Genomic DNA, 19,917 nt, shown 5'->3' with positions numbered 1-19,917 from the left:
GGCTACCCGCCCGCGAGGCCGGTCACGATGCGAGGCGCGAGGGCGATGGAGAGCCAGGCGCCGAGGCACATCGCCGGGCCGTAGGCGATGTGCGAGGTCCACCCCACCCGCCGCAGCGCGAGCATCGCCGCGGCCGCGAGCCCGCCCACGAGCGAGCCGGCGAGCATCCCGAGCACCACGAACGCCGTCCCGAGGAAGCCGAGCAGCGCCCCGATGACCGGCGCCAGCCGGACGTCGCCGAAGCCCACCCCTCCCCCGGGCAGGAAGAAGAGCAGGAGGTAGAAGCCACCCATCAGAGCCGCGCCGATGAGGGTGCCCTGCCAGCGCGGGCCGCCGGTGGCGACCACGGCGAGCACGACGAGGACGACCAGCGCCGCACCCCCCGGCACGACCAGGCCGACGGGCAGCCGGTGCACGTCGAGGTCGATCCACACCAGCGCCACCGTCAGCCAGGCGAAGAGGAGGAACGGCGGCAGGGCCGCCCAGCCCCCGAGGTCGCGGACGGAGACGACGGCGACGGCGGCGAGCGCACCGGTGGCCGGACCGGTCCACCACGGGTTCCGTGGCGGGTGCGTGGCCTCGTCCTCGACGATGCGGTAGCCGCCGGTACCGAGCTGGCGGCCGGTGAGGTGCCCGACGACGCCCATCGCCAGCGTCGCCGCGACGAGGACGACCCAGAAGGTCACGGCCGCGGCCCGAGGGCGGCGCGGCCGGCGGCGAGCATCGCCTCGAGCGGGGCGGGCCGCCCGGTGAAGAGCTCGAACTGCTCGGCGGCCTGGTGCACGAGGAGGTCGAGACCGCCGACGACGGTCATCCCGGCGGCCTCGGCGGCCCGGGCCACCGGCGTGGGCCAGCCGGCGTAGACGACGTCGAGGAGCACGCCGGCGTGCGCGGCGGGCACCGTGGCGGCCACGGCCTGCGACCCCTCGGGCGGGACCGTGGAGACGACGACGTCGTCGCGGGTCGTGACCCACGGGTCGATGGCGGCCACCGAGCCGTTGCGGATGCCGACGCCGGCGTCCAGCGCCCAGGCGAGCAGGTCGGCGGCCCGCCCGGTGTCCCGGGCACGCACGGTGAGGGTGGTGACGCCGAGCTCGGCGAGCGCGAGCACGCACGAGCGCGCCGTGGCGCCCGCACCGATCACCAGGGCCCGGCCCGGCACGCCCGGCAGGTGCGGGCGCAGCGCGCCCACCACACCGGCGACGTCGGTGTTCGTGGCGTCCCAGCCACCGTCGGCCCGGCGCACCAGCGTGTTGGCGGCGCCGGCACGGTGCGCGACCTCGGAGGCCTCGGCGGCCAGGGCGAGCGCCGCCTCCTTGAGGGGCATCGTCAGCGAGAGCCCGCGCCAGTCGCCGTCGAGCCCGCCCACGAAGCCGGCGAGCCCGGCGGCGTCGACCTCGTGGCGCCCGTACTCCCACCCGTCGAGCCCGGCCGCGGCGTAGCCCGCCCGGTGCAGCACCGGGGAGAGCGAGTGCGCGACCGGCGACCCGAGGACCGCCGCCCTCAGCACTTGCCGGGATTGTCGGAGCACCACTGCTGGAACTCCTGCACGTTACGGTTGTGCTCGGCCGACGTCGTGGCGAACTTCGTCTCGCCGGTGCTGGGGTCGACGGTCACGAAGAACACCCAGTCGCCGGGGGTCGGGTTCGCCGCCGCCTCGATGGAGGCGGCGCCGGGGTTGCCGATCGGGCCGGGCGGCAGGCCCTGCACCTTGTAGGTGTTGTAGGGGCTGTCCGAGTTGCGCTGCGCGTCGCTGGTGCCGGCCTTGCCGCGCTGCTGGGCGGCGTAGTGCACGGTGGAGTCCATCTGGAGCAGCCCGTAGCTGGGCGGACCGCCCTCGAGCCGGTTGAGCACGACGCGGGCGACCTTGCCGCGGTCGGCGTCGCCGCTCACCTCGCCCTCGACGATCGAGGCGATGGTCAGCGTGCGCTCCCAGTCCTTGCGGTCCACGCCGGCGTCCTCGAGCGTCTTGACGCTGAGGGCGACCATCTGGGTCAGCTGCTGGGCGGCGGTGGTCTTGTCGTCGAACTCGTAGCTCGCCGGGAAGAGCCAGCCCTCGACCGAGCCGTCGGCCTCGGCGGGGAGCCCGATGGACTTCGGGTTCTTCGCGGCCTTCTCGTACTGCGCGACGGGCACACCGGTGGCCTTGGACAGCGCGGCGAAGGTCTCGTCGCGCCACAGGCCCTCGCGGATGGTGACCCGCTGCGTGGAGCGGTTCTGCGGGTCGACGAGGAAGGTGAAGGCGTCCAGGCCCTTCATGCCCTTGAGCATCGTGTAGGTGCCGGGCTGGATCTTCGCGGCCGACTCGGGGTCGGCGGCGGCGTCGAGGTACGCGGTGCGGGTGCGGGTGACGCCGGCGTCGCGCAGCGTGCTGGCGATGACCTCGCCGGTGTCGCCCTGCTTGACGACCACCTCGACCTCGCCCTCGCCGGGGCCGGCGAAGTCGACCTCCCCCTCGTCGCCCCCGCCGAACAGGCCGGTGACCGAGGGCCCGAGCACGGTCCACGCGCCGTAGGCCGCACCGCCGATGAGGCCGACCGCGAGCAGCACGGCGAGCAGGCGACGACCGCGACGAGGACGCTTGCGGCGGCGCCCCGACTGGGCCTCGCGCCGGGTGCGCGGGGCACGCCGGGGCGTCTCGTCACCGAAGATGGTCTCGGTGAAGTCCTGGCTCACGTCGTCGTGCCCTTCGTCCGTGGCTTGCGCCGTCGTCCTCCGACCCGTTCCCCGGCAGGGGTCCCGGTCGTCCGCTCGACGTCGAGGGCCGACTGGAGGATGAGCACCGCCGCGGCCTGGTCGACCACGGCGCGCTGCCGCCTCCCGGCGAGCCCGCTGTCGCGGAGCGCGCGGTGCGCCTCGACCGTCGTCAGCCGCTCGTCGACGAGCCGGACCGGGACGGGGGCGATGCGCGCCGCCAGCACGGAAGCATACGACCGGGCACGCCCCGCTGCGGGCCCTTGCTCCCCGGAGAGCGAACGCGGCAGCCCGACGACGACCCGCACGGCCTCGTGCTCGAGCACGAGGGCGGCGATCCGCTCGACGTCCTCGTCGCCCGCGGCGACCGGCCCCTCGGCGTGCCGCGGCACCGTCTCGAGCGGCGTCGCCAGCACGCCGTCGGGGTCGCTGCGGGCCACGCCGACGCGCACGGACCCGACGTCGACGCCCAGCCGGACGCCGCGTTCCGGACCCTCGCCGGGGGTCGGCATCAGCCGGCGAGCTCCCCGACGCGCCACTCGACGGCCGCGAGCGCCTCGCCGACCTTCGACGGGTCCTGACCGCCGCCCTGGGCGATGTCGTCCTTGCCGCCGCCCCCGCCGCCGAGCGTGGAGGCCGCGACGCGCACGAGCTCACCGGCCCTGATGCCGCGGCCGCGGGCGGGCTCGTTCGTCGCGACGACGACGACCGGGCGGCCCTTGGCCACGCCGGTGACGACGACGACGCTCGGGCGCTCGGCGCCGAGCCGGCCGCGCAGGTCGAGGACCATCGTGCGGACGTCGTCGGCGCCGGTCTCGCCCGCGTCGTGCGCGAGGAAGGTGACGCCGCCGACGTCGCGGGCGCGGTCGGTGAGCGACCCGGCCGCGGCCTGGAGCTGCTCCTTGCGCAGCCGGTCGAGCTCGCGCTCGGCGTCGCGCAGGCGGCCCATGAGGCCGGCGACGCGCTCGGCCAGCTCGTCGGGGCGCCCGCCGACCTGGCCGGTCAGCTCGGCGACGATGGCGCGCTCCCTGGCGAGGTGGCGCAGCGCGTCCATCCCGACGAAGGCCTCGACGCGGCGCACGCCCGAGCCGACGGAGGACTCGCCGGTCAGGGTGAGGGCGCCGATCTGGCTCGAGTGCGCGACGTGCGTGCCACCGCAGAGCTCGCGGCTCCACGGGCCACCGATCTCGACGACGCGGACGTCCTCGTCGTAGGTCTCGCCGAAGAGCGCGAGCGCGCCGATCTCGCGGGCCTGCGGCAGCGGCATGTACGTGGCCGAGACCGGGAGGTCCTGGCGCAGAGCGAGGTTGGCGACCTCCTCGATCTCGCTGCGGGTCTCCGGCGAGAGCGCCTGGCCCCACGCGAAGTCGAGGCGGAGGTAGCCGGGCTTGTTGTACGAGCCGGACTGCAGCGCCGACGGGCCGAGCACCTGGCGCAGGGCCGCGTGGACGACGTGGGTGCCGGAGTGCGCCTGGCAGGCGGCGACGCGCCAGTCGCGGTCGACCTGCGCGAGGACCGACGAGCCCGGGCGCAACGCCCCCGAGACGACCTCGACGGTGTGCGCGATGAGTCCCTTGACCGGGCGCTGCACGTCGAGGACGCGCAGCTCGAGGCCGTCGGCGGTGATGACGCCCTCGTCGGCGACCTGGCCGCCGGACTCGGCGTAGAACGGGGTGCGGTCGAGCACGACCTGGGCACGCGTACCCGGCTCGACCTCCTCGACGCGCTCGCCGTCGACGACGAGGCCGAGCACGCTCGCCTCGCTGCTCAGCTCCTGGTAGGCGCGGAAGTCGGTGGCGCCCAGCGCGCGCAGGTCGCGCCACACCTCGGTGTTGACGTGCCCGGACTTCTTCGCCTTCGCGTCGGCCTTCGCGCGCTGGCGCTGCTCCTGCATCAGGCGGGTGAAGCCGTCGCGGTCCACCTCGACGCCCTGCTCGGCTGCCATCTCGAGGGTGAGGTCGATCGGGAAGCCGTAGGTGTCGTGCAGCTGGAAGGCCTGGTCGCCGGCGAGCACCGTGCCGCCGGACTCCTTCGTGCGTGCGACCGCGGTGTCGAGGATCGTCGTGCCGGAGGCGAGGGTGCGCCGGAACGCCTCCTCCTCCGCGTACGCGATCTGCGCGATCCGGTCGAAACCGGCCTCGAGCTCGGGGTAGGACTGCTTCATCCGCTCGAGCGAGACGGGGAGCAGCTCGGGGAGGCAGGGGTCCTCGTAGCCGAGGAGGCGCATCGAGCGCACCGAGCGGCGCAGCATCCGGCGGAGGACGTAGCCGCGGCCCTCGTTGCCCGGGGTCACGCCGTCGCCGATGAGCATGAGCGAGGAGCGGACGTGGTCGGCGACGACCCGCAGGCGCACGTCGTCGGGGTGGCTCGAGCCGGCCGAGTGCCCCGAGCGGGTGCCGTACTCCTTGCCGGTCATCTCCGCCGCGCGGGCGAGCACCGGGTAGACCTCGTCGATCTCGTACATGTTGTCGACGCCCTGGAGGATGGAGGCGATGCGCTCCAGCCCCATCCCGGTGTCGATGTTCTTGCGCGGCAGCGGGCCGCTGACGTCGAAGTCGACCTTGGTGCGGACCTCGGTGAGGTTCTCCTGCATGAAGACGAGGTTCCAGAACTCCATGAACCGGTCCTCGTCGACCGCCGGGCCGCCGTCGGGGCCGTACTCGGCGCCGCGGTCGTAGAAGATCTCCGAGCACGGGCCGCCGGGGCCCGGGACGCCCATGTGCCAGTAGTTGTCGGCGAGGCCGCGCTTGACGATGCGCTCCAGCGGCACACCGACCTGCTCGTGCCAGATGCCGAGCGCCTCGTCGTCGCCGTCGAGGACGGTCGGCCAGATGCGCTCGGGGTCCAGGCCGAAGCCGCCGCGGTCCTGCGGGGTGGTGACCAGCTCCCAGGCCAGGGCGATGGCCCCCTCCTTGAAGTAGTCGCCGAAGGAGAAGTTGCCGTTCATCTGGAAGAACGTGCCGTGCCGGGAGGTCTTGCCGACCTCCTCGATGTCCTGGGTGCGCACGCACTTCTGGACGCTCGTCGCGCGGTCGTAGGGCGCGCTCTCCTGGCCGAGGAAGTACGGCTTGAACGGGACCATGCCGGCGTTGACGAACAGCAGGTTCGGGTCGTCGTGGACGAGCGGGGCCGAGGGCACCACGGTGTGGCCGTTGCGGCCGAAGAAGTCGAGCCAGCGGCGGCGGATCTCAGCGGTTTCCATGTCGTGTCAGTCCTGGGGTGTGGTCCGTGCGCGGGCAGGCGGCCATCGTAGGCCGGACGCGCACGGGGGACGGGTGGGCGTGCGGAGGCGGGGGCGGGGACGCCCCTACCGAGCTCGCCCGCCGTCGGGCCGGTCGGCGCGCTTGGTGCGGGCCGCGCCCGCGGGGTCCATGAGGAGGGCGCGGGCCTCGTCGGGCGTCAGCGAGCGGCCGGGGTCGTCCTCGCCGAGGGCGGGCCGGGCGGTGCCGTGGCGGTCCCAGCCGGCGTCGACGTCGAGGTCGGGCAGGCGCGCGCCCGCGGCGTGCCGCGGGGCACGGGTCGTGGCGTCCTCGGAGACGGCGAGCTCGACGGCCGCGCGCAGCTCGGCCTCGCGCCGCGTGGCCGCCTCCCGGACCGTCGTCACGAAGCGCTGGGTGGCGGGCATCCGCCACACCGCGTAGCCGACCCCGACCGCGACGGCGCCGAGGAGGGCGGTGCGCATCCTCACGAGGACGCCTTCCGCAGCCCACGCACGGCCATCCGCACGCCGTAGCTGTACGCGGCGACCTTGATGAGCGGGGAGCCGACGGTCGCCGCGAACACCGAGGTGAGGGCCGAGGCGTTGGTGGTCATCGTCGAGACCGAGCTGGTGATCGCGTCGACCCGGGTCAGCTGGTCGTTGGTCAGCCCCACGGTGTCGGTGAGGCTCTTGAGGGTCGGCTGGACGTTCTCGGTGGTGGTGCGCACGCTCTCGCGGGTCTCGTCGAGGATCCGGCCGGCCTTGCCGACCAGCCCGGCGACGCGCACGACCAGGTACGCGAACGCGAGCGCGGCGATGAGCCCCGCGATGCCTCCGAGGGTGACGTCCATGGCGCCGACCCTACCGGCCGGCCCCCGTGCCGGTCGCCGGGGTTCTCCCGCCCCGCCGGTGTTCCGGCGCTCCGCCGGGGTCCGGCCGCGCCGCCGGGATGACGCTGCTCCGCCGCGGCGCCGTGGCACCCCGGCAAGGCGGGCTCCCGCCGGCCCGGCAGGCTCCCGCCGGCACGTCGAGCTCCGGCGCGGCTCGGCTGCTCAGGCGTGGCGGACGCAGCGCGCCGCCCACGGTCGGGCCTCGAGGCGCTCCGCGGGGATGGGCTCGCCGCACACCTCGCAGGTGCCGTACGTGCCGTCGGCGACCCGGGTGCGGGCGCGGCGCACCTGGGTGAGGGAGTCGAGGAGCTGCTCCTGCACCGCGACGGCGGAGAGCCGGTCGACGGCCAGCGACGTGCCGTCACCGATCCGCTTGCCGAACGAGAGGTTCTCGCCCTCGGGCGGGGCGGCGGTCAGCGTGGCGAGGTCGGCGACCAGCTGCTGCTCGTGGGCGGCCAGGGTCGCGTCGGGGTCCATCCGTCCACGGTAGGTCAGCGCTCCGACACCTCCACCCCTGCGGTCGCGGGGTCCGAGCGCCCCGCAGGGGTTCTCCCGCCCCGCCGGCGTTCCCGCGCTCCGCCGGGGTCCGGCCGCGCCGCCGGGGTGACGCTGCTCCGCCGCGGCGCCGTGGCACCCCTGCGCGACAACCTCTCACCGGCGACGCGGGGTGCCACCGGCGAGGTGGTGCTCAGGTGCGGCCGAGGCGCTCGCGCAGCCAGCGCCACCGCTCCTGGAGCCGGGCCTCGAACCCGCGGTCGGTGGGGTGGTAGTAGTCGGTGCCCTCGGCGAGGTCGTCGGGCAGGTACTGCTGGGCCGCGACGCCGTCGGGCTGGTCGTGGGCGTAGACGTAGCTCGGTGCCTTCGCGCGGCCGGAGGCCTTCGCCGAGGCCTGCGCGATGCGCTCGGCCCCGCCGTACCCGCTGCCCCGCAGGTGCAGCGGCACCGGCCCGCCGCGCCCGGCCCGGACGTCGGCGATGGCCGCGTTGATGCCGCCGTACGCGGCGTTCGACTTCGGGGCCAGCGCGTTGTGGACCACCGCCTGGGCGAGGATGATCCGCGCCTCCGGCATCCCGATCTGGGCGACGGCGTGCATCGCGGCGACGGCGGTCTGCAGGGCGGTGGGGTCGGCCATCCCGACGTCCTCGGACGCGGCGATGACGATGCGGCGCGCGACGAACCGGGGGTCCTCCCCCGCCTCGAGCATCCGGGCGAGGTAGTGCAGGGCGGCGTCGACGTCGGAGCCGCGCATCGACTTGATGAGCGCCGAGGCGACGTCGTAGTGCTGGTCGCCCGTGCGGTCGTAGCGGACCGCGGCGTGCGCGACCGCCTGCTCGGTGTGCGCGAGCGTGACCTCGAGGACCTCCGGGCGCGCCGCACCCGGGGCGATGGAGTCGTCGGCCACCCCGGCCGCGGCCTCGAGGAAGGTCAGCGCGCGGCGGGCGTCTCCGCCGGCCAGCCGGACGAGGTGCTCGCTCGCGTCGTCGGCGAGCCGGTACGCGCCGTCGAGCCCGCGCTCGTCGGCGGCCGCGCTGGAGAGGACGTCGGCGACCTCGTCGTCGGTGAGCGGCACGAGCGTGACGAGCATCGAGCGCGAGAGGAGCGGGGCGATGACCGAGAAGCTGGGGTTCTCGGTGGTGGCCGCGACGAGCACGACCTGGCGGTTCTCGACCCCCGGGAGGAGGGCGTCCTGCTGGGCCTTGGTGAAGCGGTGGATCTCGTCGAGGAAGAGCACGGTCTGGCGGCCGTAGAGGTCGCGGGCGCGCGCGGCGCCCTCCATCACCGAGCGGACGTCCTTGACGCCGGCGGTGACGGCGGAGAGCTCGACGAACTCGCGGTCGGCCGCGGTGGCGACGAGGTGGGCGAGCGTGGTCTTGCCGGTGCCGGGCGGGCCCCAGAGGATCGCCGAGAGCGGGCCGGCCGCACCGCCGCTGCCCTCGATGAGCCGGCGCAGCGGGCTGCCCGGGCGCAGCACCTCGGCCTGGCCGCGCACCTCGTCGAGGCCGCGCGGGCGCATCCGCACGGCGAGCGGGGCGACGGGCGCGCCGCCACCGACGTCGCCGGCACGGTCCTGCGCGGCGGCGCCGAAGAGGTCGGTCCCGTCGTGGCTCACACCCGCGAGGCTAGCGCCGCGCCCCGACGTCAGTAGTAGCCGACCTCGCCGTCGAGCAGCTCGCGGAGCAGGTCGAGGTGCCCGGCGTGCCGCGCGGTCTCCTCGAGCATGTGGTGGAGCATCCAGCGCAGCGAGGCCTCGCCGACCGAGTGCAGCGCGGTGCTGCCGGTGTCGTCGAGGGAGCGCTCGGCGATGGCGGCGTCGGAGCGGGCGCAGGCCGCCTCGTACGCGTCGAGGAGGCTCGCGAGCGACATCCCCTGCACCGCGAAGCCGTCGTCCTCCTCGCCCTCCCCGAACCCCGGGGCCAGGCCCCGCTCGCCGAGCAGCACCTCGCGGAACCACAGGTCCTCGCAGTTGGCGAGGTGGCCGACGATGCCGGCGACCGTGGTCAGCGGCGAGGTCGGGACGAGCACCCGGTGCGCCTGCTCGTCGCTCAGCCCCTCGCACTTGAGCCGGACGATGCCGCGCTGCAGGTCGAACCACCCGAGCAGCTGCGTGCGCTCGTCGGCGACCTTCGGGGGGCGGGTGCGCGTGGCGGGCATCCGACCACGCTAGCCACGCCCCCGGCGGCGGAGGGTGTTCCGCACCGCCGGACCGCCCTCCGGCGCCCGGCGACCCCGTGGGATTCTGGCGCCATGACGAGGCACGCCGGGCACGGGCGGTCGGCGCTGGAGCGCTGGGGGCGGTTCGTCGCCACCCACGCCCGCCGCCTCCTGCTCGGCTGGCTGGTCTTCGTCGTCGCCGGGTTCGCGGTGGCCCTCGGCGGCCTCGGCACCCCCAGCCTGTTCGACCGCCTCGACACCGGCGAGATCGTCGTCGACGGCGAGAACCGTTCCGGCCGAGCCGTGCTCACCGAGGCCGGCGGCAGCGCGTTCGGCACCCGCACGCTGCTCGTCGAGGGCGTGGACATCACCGACCCCGCCGTGGCCCGGGCCGCCGCCACCGCCGTGCGCGACCTCGGCGCGGTCGACGGCGTGCGCTCGGCGGTCAACCCGTTCGTCGTCCCCGACGGACCCACGAGCGCGGCCGCCCGCCCGATGCTGCTGCGCGGCGACCCGGCGGCCGGCGGCTTCGCGACCGTGGTCACCTTCGCGCCGGACGTCACCGCCGAGCAGGAGGACGCCGCGACCCCGGCGGTCGACGCCGTCTTCGACCGGCTCGTGCGCGACACCGGCGCCACCTCCTCCGAGCGCGGCGGCCTCGCCGGCCTCGTCGACCGCATCGTCGAGCAGGTGCGGGTCGACGGCCAGCGCGGCGAGGGCATCGCCCTGCCCGTCAGCTTCGCGGTGATGGTCGTCGTCTTCGGCGGCTTCCTCGCGGCCGGCTTCCCGGTGCTCGGGGCCATCGCCTCGATCGCCGGCGCGCTGGCCTCGCTGCTCGGGTTCTCCTACCTGCTCGACCTCGACGCCACCGCCGTCAACGTCGTCACCGTCCTCGCGCTGGGGCTCTGCATCGACTACGGCCTGCTCGTCGTCAGCCGCTTCCGGGAGGAGATGCGCACCCTGCTGGCCGGCCGCCCCGCAGCGGAGGCCACGCCGGAGGAGGTGGCGACGGCCACCGGGCGCACCCTCGACCGCGCCGGCCGCACGGTCGTCTTCTCGGCGATCACCGTGGCGATCTCGCTGGCCGGCCTGCTGCTCCTGGAGATCGACTTCGTCCGGGCCGTCTCGCTCGCCGGGGTTTCGGTGGTCGTCGTCGCGATGGCCGTCGCGCTCTCACTCGTGCCGGCGCTCTGCGTCCTCGGTGCCCGCCGGCTGCTGCGCCGTGGGACCGAGGTCGGGTCCGACACCGGCGTCTTCTCCCGCCTGGCCGAGTCCGTGCACCGGGTGCCGTGGCTCGTCATCGGCGTCGTCTCGGCGCTGCTCGTCGTGCTCGCGGCGCCGGTCGGCGGGATGCTCCTCACCAGCTCGGGCGCCGAGCTGCTGCCGAAGGGCACGCCGGAGCGCACGTTCTTCGAGGACTTCGCCGACGGCTACCCCACGCTCTCCGGTGCCCAGGTCGTGCTCGTCGCGAAGGCGCCCGAGGCCGACGTGCGCGCGTGGGCGCAGGACGCCGCGGACCGCCCGGGCGTGGAGACGGTCGACCCCGTGCGGGTGCTCGACGGCGGCGTCGCCACCGTCCCGTTCCACACCGGGGACAGCGGGACCGGGGAGGCCTCGCGGGCGCTCGTCGACTCGCTGCGCGCCGACCGGCCGCCCTTCGAGTCCTGGGTCGTCGGGCAGGCCTCGGGCATCCTCGACTTCCGCCAGGCCGTCGCCGACCGGGCGCCGTGGGCCATCGGGGCTGTCGTGCTCGCCACCCTCGTGCTCCTCTTCCTCATGACCGGGTCGGTCGTGGTCCCGGTCAAGGCGCTCGTGATGAACGTGCTCTCGCTCGGCGCGAGCCTCGGGGTCGTCGTCTGGATCTTCCAGGAGGGCCACCTCGAGGGGCTCCTGCGCTTCACCTCGGCCGGCGGGCTCGAGAACACCATCCCGCTGCTCGTCGTCGCGTTCGGGTTCGGGCTCTCGATGGACTACGAGGTCTTCCTCCTCTCGCGCATCGTCGAGCTGCACGAGCAGGGCCGCAGCACGCACGAGGCGGTCGTGCTCGGGCTGCAGCGCTCGGGGCGGATCATCACCTCGGCGGCGCTGCTCATGGTCATCGTCTTCTCCGGCTTCGCCGCGGGCGACCTGCTCGTCATGAAGCAGATGGGGGTCGCCCTCGTGCTGGCCATCACGATCGACGCCACACTGGTCCGGATGCTCCTCGTCCCCGCCACGATGGCCGTGCTCGGCCGCGCCAACTGGTGGGCGCCGGCGCCGCTGCGGCGGCTGCACGCCCGCGTCGGGATCACCGAGTGAGCCCGGTGGTCCCGGTGACGACGCCGGAGGATCTGCTCCGCCTGACCGACGAGCACCCCGTCGCGGTGCTCGACGTCGGCACCGGGCTCGCCGGGCCGGGGTGGGCGGTCGACGGCGGCTCGGGACGGGCGGTGGTCGTGCCCCGCCGCTCCGACCACGGCGTGCCGGGAGCGGCGGCGCTCGGGGAAGCTGCCGGCATCGACGCCCTGTTCGCCGACGCGCGCGTGCGGGACTGGTTCCGGGACAGCGGAGCCCAGCACCTCAGCGCGCCGCGCGACCTGTACCACCTCGTCGAGCGCCACCTCGACCTCGGCACCCGCGGCGGTGACTGGGACTGGATGTGGACGCGCAGCGCGCCGCCGGAGACGCCCGGCGAGGACCGGGTCGTGGCGCTCGGGCCGGACGACCGCGCGGAGGCCACGGCCTTCCTCACCGCGCACAGCCCCCGCACCCACGGGCAGCCGTTCGCGCGGCCCGGGCAGCGGTGGCTCGCGGTGCGCGACACCGACGGTGCTCTGCTGGCCGTGGGCGGGAGCGAGCCGTCGGAGGCCGGCACCCCGACCCTGGCCGGCATCGCCGTGGCCACCGACCGGCGCCGCGGCGGCCTCGGCGCGGCGGTCACCGCCGCCCTGGCGCGCGAGGCGGTGGCGTCCGCCGGAGCCTGTGCCCTCGGGATGTTCGCCGACAACGACGCCGCCCGCCGGGTCTACGAGCGGCTCGGGTTCGTGACCGCGATGGAGTGGCGCAGCCGCTGGGTCGACCCGCCCGGCTGAGGCCCGGCCGTCACCGCACCAGCCCGGGAAATTCCTTCGACAGACTTTCGACATCGCAGGTCAGGCGTGCTTAGTGTGGAGCCCCGACCCCCGAGCGAGAGGTACGCCATGCCCACCGTCAGCAACGGCTCCCACGAGATCCACTACGACGACCACGGCGGCGACGGCAGCACCGTCGTCCTCATCCACGGCTGGCCGCTCAGCGGCGCCTCCTGGGGCGCGCAGGTGCCCGCCCTCCTCGAGGCCGGTCACCACGTCGTCACCTACGACCGCCGGGGCTTCGGGCAGTCCGGCAAGCCCGGCGAGGACTCCACCTACGACTACGACACCCTGACCTCCGACCTCGACGCCCTGCTGCGCGAGCTCGACCTCACCGACGTCACGCTCGTCGGGTTCTCGATGGGCGGCGGCGAGGTCGCGCGCTACATCGGCACCCACGGCGAGGACCGCGTGCGCGCCGCCGTCTTCGCCGCCGCCATCCCGCCCTGCCTGAAGAAGGACGACGAGCACCCCGACGGCGCGCTCGACGACGCGACCGTCGAGGGGATGCAGGACCAGCTGCGCGCGGACCCGCCCGGCTTCCTCGACGGCTTCGTCACGAGCTTCTACAGCGCCGGCGACGAGCTGAAGGTCACCGAGGAGCAGCGCCAGGCCGCCGTCGGCCTCGCGAACCAGGCCGACGTGCACGCCGCCGTCCAGTGCATCCGCAGCTGGGTCGAGGACTTCAGCGGCGACCTCGCGAAGGTGACCGTGCCGACGCTGGTCATCCACGGCGACGCCGACGGCATCGTCCCGCTCGAGGTCTCCGGGCAGCGCACGGCCGAGCAGGTCGCCGGTGCCCGGCTGCACGTGGTCGAGGGTGGCCCGCACGGCATCAACGACTCGCACACCGAGGAGTTCAACCGCGAGCTGCTCGCCTTCCTCGCCCGCTGACCACCCGTCGAACGACGAGAACATGCCGTGTGTCCCGAGGGGTGCACGGCATGTTCTCGTCGTTCGTCAAGCGCCTGGCGTTCCGAGCAGGGTGCTGACCTCGCGCCGAAGGGCCTCGGCCCCGCTCGCCGGGTCGTGCAGGACCGCCCGGATGCCCAGCGCCCGGGCCGCGTCGACGTTCGCCGGGCTGTCGTCGACGAACCCGACCTCCTCCGGCGCGACCCCGAGCACGCCGACGACCCGCTCGTAGTACGCCGGCTCCGGCTTCGCGACGCCCAGCTCGCAGGAGTAGAAGACGTCGTCGAAGCGCCGGTCCAGCCCGAGCGCGTCGCGCATCCAGGCCCGCCGGTGATCGTGCTGGTTGGTGGCCAGCGCGCACCGCACGCCGGCGGCCCGGACCTCGCCCACCAGCGCGAGCGCCGCCTCGTCCGGCACCGCCCGCTCCCAGAACCCGAGCAGGTCCTCGAGGCCGACCCTCGCCTCGGGGCGACGGGCGAGGACCTCCGCGAGCCGGTCGCGCAACCGACCCTCGCCCCGGACCGCGGGCGCCTCCGCGGCGAACACGTCCTCGGCGAACCCCGGACCACCGGCCGCCTCGAGGTCCTCCAGCCACCCGTCCGGGGTGCGCTGGAGCACGCCGTCGGCGTCCCAGAGCATCGCCCGGCCGGGGGTGCTCACGCGGTGGGCTGCTCGCCCGCGGTCTCGGGCTTCTCGGGCTTGGCGTCGATGCCGGCCTCCGTGCGCTGCTGCGGCGTGATGGGCGCCGGCGCGTCGGTGAGCGGGTCGTAGCCGCCGCCCGACTTCGGGAACGCGATGACGTCGCGGATCGAGTCGAAGCCGCCGAGCAGCATGACGATGCGGTCCCAGCCGAAGGCGATGCCGCCGTGCGGCGGGGCGCCGAACTGGAAGGCGTCGAGGAGGAAGCCGAACTTCTCCTGCGCCTCCTCCGGCGACAGACCCATCACCTGGAAGACGCGCTCCTGGACGTCCCGGCGGTGGATACGGATGGACCCGCCGCCCAGCTCGTTGCCGTTGAGGACCATGTCGTACGCGTACGCGAGCGCCGGCCCGGGGTCGGTGTCGAAGGTGTCGAGGAACTCGGCCTTCGGCGAGGTGAAGGCGTGGTGCACGGCCGTCCACGCCCCGGACCCGACCGCCACGTCACCGGCGGCGACGGCCTCGGACGCCGGCTCGAAGAGCGGCGCGTCGAGGACCCAGAGGAACTCCCACGCGTCCTCGTCGATCAGCCCGCAGCGCTTGCCGATCTCGAGGCGGGCCGCCCCGAGCAGGGCCCGCGAGGAGCGGGTGGCGCCGGCGGCGAAGAACACGCAGTCCCCGGGCTGGGCCCCGACGTGCGCGGCCAGTCCGGCGACCTCGGTCTCGGAGAGGTTCTTGGCCACCGGCCCGCCGAGCGTGCCGTCCTCCTGCACGAGCACGTAGGCGAGGCCGCGGGCGCCGCGCTGCTTGGCCCACTCCTGCCACGCGTCGAGCTGCTTGCGCGGCTGGCTCGCGCCGCCGGGCATGACGACGGCACCGACGTACTCGGCCTGGAACACGCGGAACGGGGTGTCGGAGAAGTACTCCGTGCACTCGACGAGCTCCTGGCCGAAGCGCAGGTCGGGCTTGTCGGACCCGAAGCGCTTCATCGCCTCGGCGTAGGTCATCCGCGGGAACGGCGTCGGCAGGTCGACGCCGATGAGCTGCCAGATCTCCCGGACCACGGCCTCGCCGAGCTCGAGGACGTCGTCCTGCTCGACGAAGGACATCTCGATGTCGAGCTGGGTGAACTCGGGCTGGCGGTCGGCGCGGAAGTCCTCGTCGCGGTAGCAGCGGGCGATCTGGTAGTACCGCTCCATCCCGGCGACCATGAGCAGCTGCTTGAAGAGCTGCGGGCTCTGCGGGAGGGCGTACCAGGAGCCCGGTGCGAGGCGCGCGGGCACGAGGAAGTCGCGGGCACCCTCGGGCGTGGAGCGGGTGAGGGTGGGGGTCTCGATCTCGACGAAGTCGCGGGCCTCGAGGACGCGCCTGGCCGCCGCGCTGACCTTGCTGCGCAGCCGCACGGCGTGGCCGGCCGAGCGGGCACCCGGACGCCGCAGGTCGAGGTAGCGGTGCTTGAGCCGGGCCTCCTCGCCGACGGTGACGCGCTCGTCGACCTGGAACGGCAGCGGCGCCGCAGCGTTGAGGACCTCGATCTCGGCGGCGACCACCTCGACCTCGCCGGTGGGCAGGTCGGGGTTGACGTTGCGCTCCTCGCGCGCGGTCACCTCGCCGGTCACCCTGACGACGTACTCGCTGCGCAGGTCGTGCGCCGCACCGGTGAGCACCTCGTCGCGGGCGACGACCTGGACGACCCCGCTGGCGTCCCGCAGGTCGACGAAGGCCACACCGCCGTGATCGCGCCGCTTGGCCACCCAGCCGGTGAGCGTGACGGTCTGGCCGGTGTGGGCGGCACGCAGGGTGCCGGCCTCGTGGGTGCGGAGCACGGATGGGGTCCTTCGTCTCGGGGGTGCTGGCGGGGTGCCGGCCCGGCGTACGGGCGGCGGCCGCGGGTGGCCGACCCCCGCCGGGTCGCCGTGTCATCCTACGGACCGCGGCGCGCGAGCCGGAAACGCGATTCCCCGATGACGGCGAGTACCCGGCGCGCGCGGGCCCCCGCCGCCTAGCATGCGAGCCATGGCGGACCCCGCTCCCCCACCCGTCACGGACCCCGCGGTGGTCTTCCCCGACCTCGACGCCCTCCGGCGCCGGGCCCTGTCCGGTGACGTCGCCGGCGCCGTCGAGGCGGCCCGCGCCACCGGTGACCCGGCCGACCAGGGGGTCGCCTGGGAGGTCCTGGCCCGCGCGCCGGGGCTGGACGTGGTCCTCGACGACGCGCTCGGGCGCGACGCGCAGGACCACCCGGCCCTCCTGCTCACCGCGCACCGGCTGCTGCTCGGCGCCGAGGACGACGGCGCCGGCGAGCGCGCCACCGAGGTCGCCGCCGACCGCTTCGCGCACGTCCACGACCGGCTCCGGCGCGCCGAGGAGGTCCTCCTGCGGCTCTGTGCCGAGGACCCCGGCGACCCCCAGCCGTGGGTCCTCCGGCTGCGCTCGGCCGCCGCGCTCGGGCTGCCGCACGGCGAGGCCCGGCGCCGCTACGGCCGGCTGCACGCGCTCGACCCCCACCACGGACCCGGACAGCGCTGGTTCGTCCGGGCACTCTCCCCCTCCCCCGGGTCCGGCGGCGCGTGGGACGAGGCGATGACCACCGCCCGCGACCTCGCGACCGCCGCCGCCCCGGGCAGCGTGGAGGGCACCGTCCTCGCGGCCGCCCACCTGGCCCGCTGGCGCGGCGAGGGCGGTGGCCGCGGCCACCTGCGCCGCCGCGCGGTGCTCGGCGAGCTCGAGGACGTCGCCGACCGGTTCCGGGCCGTCCCGACCCACCCGACGCCCGGCCGCGTCCTCCCGCACACCGAGCTGGCCGTCCTCTTCGGCGTCGCGGGCCGCGAGGACCGGGCCCGCACCCACTTCCGGGCCCTCGGGAGCGCCCTCGCGCCGGAGCCGTGGGAGGCCGCCGGGCGGCACCGCGACGCCCTGGCCCGGCTGCGCGCCGAAGCCCTCGCCGAGCGGGTCCTCCCGTGAGCGTGCAGCGGACCGAGGTGGCCGGGCTGCCCGCCCTGCACGCGCCGCGCGATGACGACGGGTGCACGGCCGGGCTGGTGTTCCGGGTCGGGGGCGCCGACGAGCACCTCGCCATCCGCGGCGTCACCCACCTCGTCGAGCACCTCGCCCTCCACGCCGCCGGCCTCGAGCCGGTCCACGAGCGGGCCGGCCTCGACGACGTGGTCACCGGCTTCCGGGCGTCCGGGAGCCCCGAGCAGGTCGCCCGCGCCCTGAGCGCCGTGTGCGCCGCCCTGCGCAGACCGCCGCTCGATGCCCTCGACCAGGTCCGGGCCACCCTGCACGCCGAGGAGGCGGCCCGCACCGACGGTGCCGGCCGGCCGGCCGCGATGATGCGGTGGGGCGCCGCGGGCCGCGGGCTCGCGTCCTACCCCGAGGTCGGGCTGGACGGCCTCGACGCGGACGTCGTCGGCATCTGGGCCTCGGCCGCGTTCACGCGCCACAACGTCGTCCTCTGGGTCAGCGCGCGGCACGTGCCGCGCGGCCTCGACCTCGCCCTCCCCGACGGCGAGCTGCCGCCGCTGCCGGCGGCCCCGGGCGTGCTGCCGCGCACCCCCGCCTGGTACACCGCGCCCGACACGCACGCCGTGCACGTCACCGCCCTGGTCCCCCGCTCCCCGGCCACCGAGGTCCTCACCCACCTGCTCCGGCACGCGGTCCACGCCGACGCCCTGCCCCTCGGCGCCACCACGACCGTGCGCTGCGACCCGCACGACGCCGGCACCGCGCTCCTGTCGGTGCTCGTCGAGGGAGCACCGGAGACGCGCGAGGCGCTCGCCGGGCTGGTCGTCGACGCCGTGGCGCGGCTGCGGTGGGGTCACCTCGGGCCGGCCGACCGGCAGGCGGTGACCCTCGCGGTCCGCGATGCCGACCGCCCCGAGCACGACCCGGACCTGCTCGCCGCGCGGGCCGCCGACCAGCTGCTCGGGCACCCGACGCCCTCGCGCGCCGAGCACGTGGCGGCGCTGGCGGCGGTCACCCCCGACGAGGTGCGGGCCGTCGCGGCCGCCGTCCACGACTCCGCCCTGGCGCGGGTCCCGGGCGGCGGGCTGGACTGGGCCGGCTTCGTCCCGGCACCCGCGGGCTCCACGACGGGCGTCGACGGCCGCGAGCACCCCGTCCGTGGGGGTGGGCGGGCCGTGCTCGTGATCGGGCCCGAGGGCGTGATGCTGCGCTCGGCGGCCGGCCGCTCGACGGTGCGCTACCGCGAGCTCGCCGCGGTGGAGGCCTTCGCCGACGGCGGCCGCTGGCTGGTCGGGCTGGACGGCTTCCGGGTGCACGTCGAGCCCACCGTGTACGAGGTCGGCCCCGAGGACATCGCCCGCATCGACGAGGCGGTCGACCCGGCGCGGGTGGTGCACCGTGCGGCGCGCCCGCCGGACCGGTTGCCGCGCCCCGCCGACCCGGGTGGGCACCACCCCCGGCGCGGCCTCGCGGCCCACCTGCCGCGGTTCCTGGGGCGCCCCGGCCGGACCTGAGCCCCGGACCCGCGGCCGCTCAGGTGCGGTGCGGCGGGAGCAGGCACACCTCGTTGCCGGACGGGTCGGTGAGCACCCGCCACGGCAGATCGCCCCACCCGTGGTCGACCTCGCGCCCGCCGAGGTCGAGGGCCATCTCGACGGCCTCGTCGAGGTCCTCCCCAGGGGCGAGCCGGGCGTCGAGGTGCAGGCGGTTCTTCTCGCCCGGCGGCTTCGCCCGCGGCTCGGGGCAGAGCTCGAGGAGCGGCCCGTGCCCGCTCGGGTGGCGCAGGGCCGCGGGCATCGCACTGTCCTCGGGGACCCAGCCGGACACCGCCGTCCAGAAGGCGAGGGCGCGCTCGACGTCGGCGCAGTCCAGCGGTAGCGCGGCCACCGGGCTGCCGGCGCGATACTCGGGGCGGTGCTCCATGACGCAGAACGGGTTGCCCTCGACGTCGGCGAGCACGACCCACGGCACGTCACCCTGCCCGATGTCGAGGTGGCGCGCCCCGAGCGCGAGCGCCCGGGCCACGACCTCGTCCTGCCGGTCACCACCGAGCAGGTCCAGGTGCAGCCGCGGGTGCGCCGGCGCGGGCTCGGGCACGGTGTTCATGCACAGGTCGAGCACCGGGGCACCCTCGGGCGAGAGCCGGGTCTCGACGATGTCGGGCTCGTCGGTGAGCCGACGCCCCCCGAGCAGCGCTTCCCAGAAGGCGCCCAGCCGCTGCGGGTCACGGGCGTCGAGGACGAGGTTCTCCAGCTCCATGGCCCCTGCCTACCACCGACCGGTGACGTCAGGGGGTGGCGGAGGTCTCCGGACCGACGTAGAACCAGCGGCCGGCGCGCCGCTCGAAGCGGCTGCGCTCGTGCACCTCGCCGCGCTGGCGGGTACGGCCCTCGCCCGCGGCCCAGCGGGCCCGGAACTCGACGACCCCGCTCGTCTGGTCGGCCCGGCCGTCGACGACGTCGAGGACCTCGAGGCCGGCCCAGCGCACCCACGGCTCGGGGTCGATTGACTCGGGACGGGTGCGCGGGTGCCAGGTCCGGAAGAGGTGGTCCCCGTCGGCGAGGGCGTACGCGGTGTAGCGCGAGCGCATCAGCTCCTCGGCGGTCGCCGCGACCCGCTCCCCCTCGATGACCGCCGCACAGCACACACCGAGCGTCGCTCCGGGCGGGAGTCCCCCACAGGGACAGGCGGACCCGCGCGCCAGCGGCCGGTCCGACCCCTGCGAGACCTTGAGCCACGCGGCCGAACCCCGCGACGAGCCCGAGGTCTGCCCCACGAACGCATCCTCCCACGCACCGGTCGTCGTCACACCGCCCCGGTACCCCGCGGGGGCATCGGCCAATCCCTCGGACCG

Annotated in this window: 19 protein-coding genes; 5 read left to right on the top strand and 14 right to left on the bottom strand. The window is 75.6% G+C overall.

Going from position 1 to position 19,917, the window contains the following annotated elements:
* Positions 1-2 precede the first annotated feature (2 nt).
* The 10 genes from ACQZ2A_RS14015 to ACQZ2A_RS13970 form a co-directional block, all read right to left on the bottom strand.
* Positions 3-686, bottom strand: coding sequence for a prepilin peptidase (locus ACQZ2A_RS14015; protein ID WP_430212164.1), 684 nt, complete (start codon positions 684-686; stop codon positions 3-5).
* On the bottom strand, positions 683-1,510 hold the full coding sequence (locus tag ACQZ2A_RS14010) for a shikimate dehydrogenase (protein ID WP_430212161.1): 828 nt from the start codon (positions 1,508-1,510) through the stop codon (positions 683-685). The genes ACQZ2A_RS14015 and ACQZ2A_RS14010 overlap by 4 nt, the downstream gene beginning before the upstream one ends.
* Complete coding sequence (gene mltG / locus ACQZ2A_RS14005; protein ID WP_430212158.1) at positions 1,504-2,676, bottom strand: endolytic transglycosylase MltG; 1,173 nt, start codon at positions 2,674-2,676, stop codon at positions 1,504-1,506. Before mltG ends, ACQZ2A_RS14010 begins: the two co-directional genes overlap by 7 nt.
* Positions 2,673-3,206, bottom strand: a complete 534-nt coding sequence (gene ruvX, locus ACQZ2A_RS14000) for a Holliday junction resolvase RuvX (RefSeq protein WP_430212154.1) — start codon at positions 3,204-3,206, stop codon at positions 2,673-2,675. The genes mltG and ruvX overlap by 4 nt, the downstream gene beginning before the upstream one ends.
* Positions 3,206-5,896, bottom strand: a complete 2,691-nt coding sequence (gene alaS, locus ACQZ2A_RS13995; RefSeq protein ID WP_430212151.1) for an alanine--tRNA ligase — start codon at positions 5,894-5,896, stop codon at positions 3,206-3,208. The genes ruvX and alaS overlap by 1 nt, the downstream gene beginning before the upstream one ends.
* Positions 5,897-6,001: 105 nt before the next feature.
* Positions 6,002-6,382 carry a hypothetical protein gene (locus ACQZ2A_RS13990; protein WP_430212148.1) on the bottom strand — a complete coding sequence of 127 codons (381 nt, stop codon included), beginning with the start codon at positions 6,380-6,382 and terminating at the stop codon, positions 6,002-6,004.
* A complete protein-coding gene (locus ACQZ2A_RS13985) occupies positions 6,379-6,744 on the bottom strand; it encodes a DUF948 domain-containing protein (RefSeq protein WP_430212145.1) in 366 nt (121 codons plus the stop codon). The genes ACQZ2A_RS13990 and ACQZ2A_RS13985 overlap by 4 nt, the downstream gene beginning before the upstream one ends.
* A 201-nt stretch (positions 6,745-6,945) precedes the next feature.
* Positions 6,946-7,260 (bottom strand): TraR/DksA family transcriptional regulator, encoded by a 315-nt coding sequence (locus tag ACQZ2A_RS13980; RefSeq protein WP_430212142.1) that lies wholly within the window; start codon positions 7,258-7,260, stop codon positions 6,946-6,948.
* 211 nt (positions 7,261-7,471) lie between these two features.
* Complete coding sequence (locus tag ACQZ2A_RS13975) at positions 7,472-8,893, bottom strand: replication-associated recombination protein A (protein WP_430212139.1); 1,422 nt, start codon at positions 8,891-8,893, stop codon at positions 7,472-7,474.
* Positions 8,894-8,922: 29 nt separating this feature from the next.
* Positions 8,923-9,435, bottom strand: a complete 513-nt coding sequence (locus ACQZ2A_RS13970; RefSeq protein WP_430212136.1) for a DinB family protein — start codon at positions 9,433-9,435, stop codon at positions 8,923-8,925.
* A gap of 93 nt (positions 9,436-9,528) precedes the next feature.
* Here ACQZ2A_RS13970 and ACQZ2A_RS13965 point away from each other — a divergent pair, with 93 nt between their 5' ends.
* The 3 genes from ACQZ2A_RS13965 (at position 9,529) to ACQZ2A_RS13955 (ending at position 13,439) form a co-directional block, all read left to right on the top strand.
* Positions 9,529-11,733, top strand: coding sequence for an MMPL family transporter (locus tag ACQZ2A_RS13965; RefSeq protein ID WP_430212133.1), 2,205 nt, complete (start codon positions 9,529-9,531; stop codon positions 11,731-11,733).
* The gene (locus tag ACQZ2A_RS13960) at positions 11,730-12,506 is read left to right on the top strand and encodes a GNAT family N-acetyltransferase (RefSeq protein WP_430212130.1); all 777 of its coding nucleotides are present in this window, start codon (positions 11,730-11,732) and stop codon (positions 12,504-12,506) included. The genes ACQZ2A_RS13965 and ACQZ2A_RS13960 overlap by 4 nt, the downstream gene beginning before the upstream one ends.
* 108 nt (positions 12,507-12,614) lie before the next feature.
* Entirely contained in the window at positions 12,615-13,439 is an 825-nt protein-coding gene (locus ACQZ2A_RS13955; protein ID WP_430212127.1) for an alpha/beta fold hydrolase, read from the top strand.
* A 66-nt stretch (positions 13,440-13,505) separates the two neighbouring features.
* On the opposite strand, the gene ACQZ2A_RS13950 is transcribed toward ACQZ2A_RS13955, so the two are convergent.
* On the bottom strand, positions 13,506-14,117 hold the full coding sequence (locus tag ACQZ2A_RS13950; RefSeq protein WP_430212124.1) for an HAD family hydrolase: 612 nt from the start codon (positions 14,115-14,117) through the stop codon (positions 13,506-13,508).
* Positions 14,114-15,922: an aspartate--tRNA ligase gene (gene aspS / locus ACQZ2A_RS13945; protein WP_430212122.1), complete on the bottom strand. Its 1,809-nt coding sequence runs from the start codon at positions 15,920-15,922 to the stop codon at positions 14,114-14,116. The genes ACQZ2A_RS13950 and aspS overlap by 4 nt, the downstream gene beginning before the upstream one ends.
* A gap of 190 nt (positions 15,923-16,112) precedes the next feature.
* Here aspS and ACQZ2A_RS13940 point away from each other — a divergent pair, with 190 nt between their 5' ends.
* Positions 16,113-17,060 carry a hypothetical protein gene (locus ACQZ2A_RS13940; protein ID WP_430212119.1) on the top strand — a complete coding sequence of 316 codons (948 nt, stop codon included), beginning with the start codon at positions 16,113-16,115 and terminating at the stop codon, positions 17,058-17,060.
* Positions 17,057-18,577: a hypothetical protein gene (locus ACQZ2A_RS13935; protein WP_430212116.1), complete on the top strand. Its 1,521-nt coding sequence runs from the start codon at positions 17,057-17,059 to the stop codon at positions 18,575-18,577. The genes ACQZ2A_RS13940 and ACQZ2A_RS13935 overlap by 4 nt, the downstream gene beginning before the upstream one ends.
* Positions 18,578-18,596: 19 nt before the next feature.
* Here ACQZ2A_RS13935 and ACQZ2A_RS13930 read toward each other — a convergent pair whose 3' ends face one another.
* Complete coding sequence (locus ACQZ2A_RS13930) at positions 18,597-19,322, bottom strand: VOC family protein (RefSeq protein ID WP_430212114.1); 726 nt, start codon at positions 19,320-19,322, stop codon at positions 18,597-18,599.
* A 28-nt stretch (positions 19,323-19,350) separates the two neighbouring features.
* The gene (locus tag ACQZ2A_RS13925) at positions 19,351-19,839 is read right to left on the bottom strand and encodes a YchJ family protein (protein ID WP_430212111.1); all 489 of its coding nucleotides are present in this window, start codon (positions 19,837-19,839) and stop codon (positions 19,351-19,353) included.
* Positions 19,840-19,917: the final 78 nt, after the last annotated feature.

Origin of the sequence: Phycicoccus avicenniae (assembly GCF_050496545.1) — a bacterium.
GTDB lineage: Bacteria > Actinomycetota > Actinomycetes > Actinomycetales > Dermatophilaceae > Phycicoccus > Phycicoccus avicenniae_A.
This window is presented reverse-complemented; position numbering and strand designations above follow the sequence as displayed.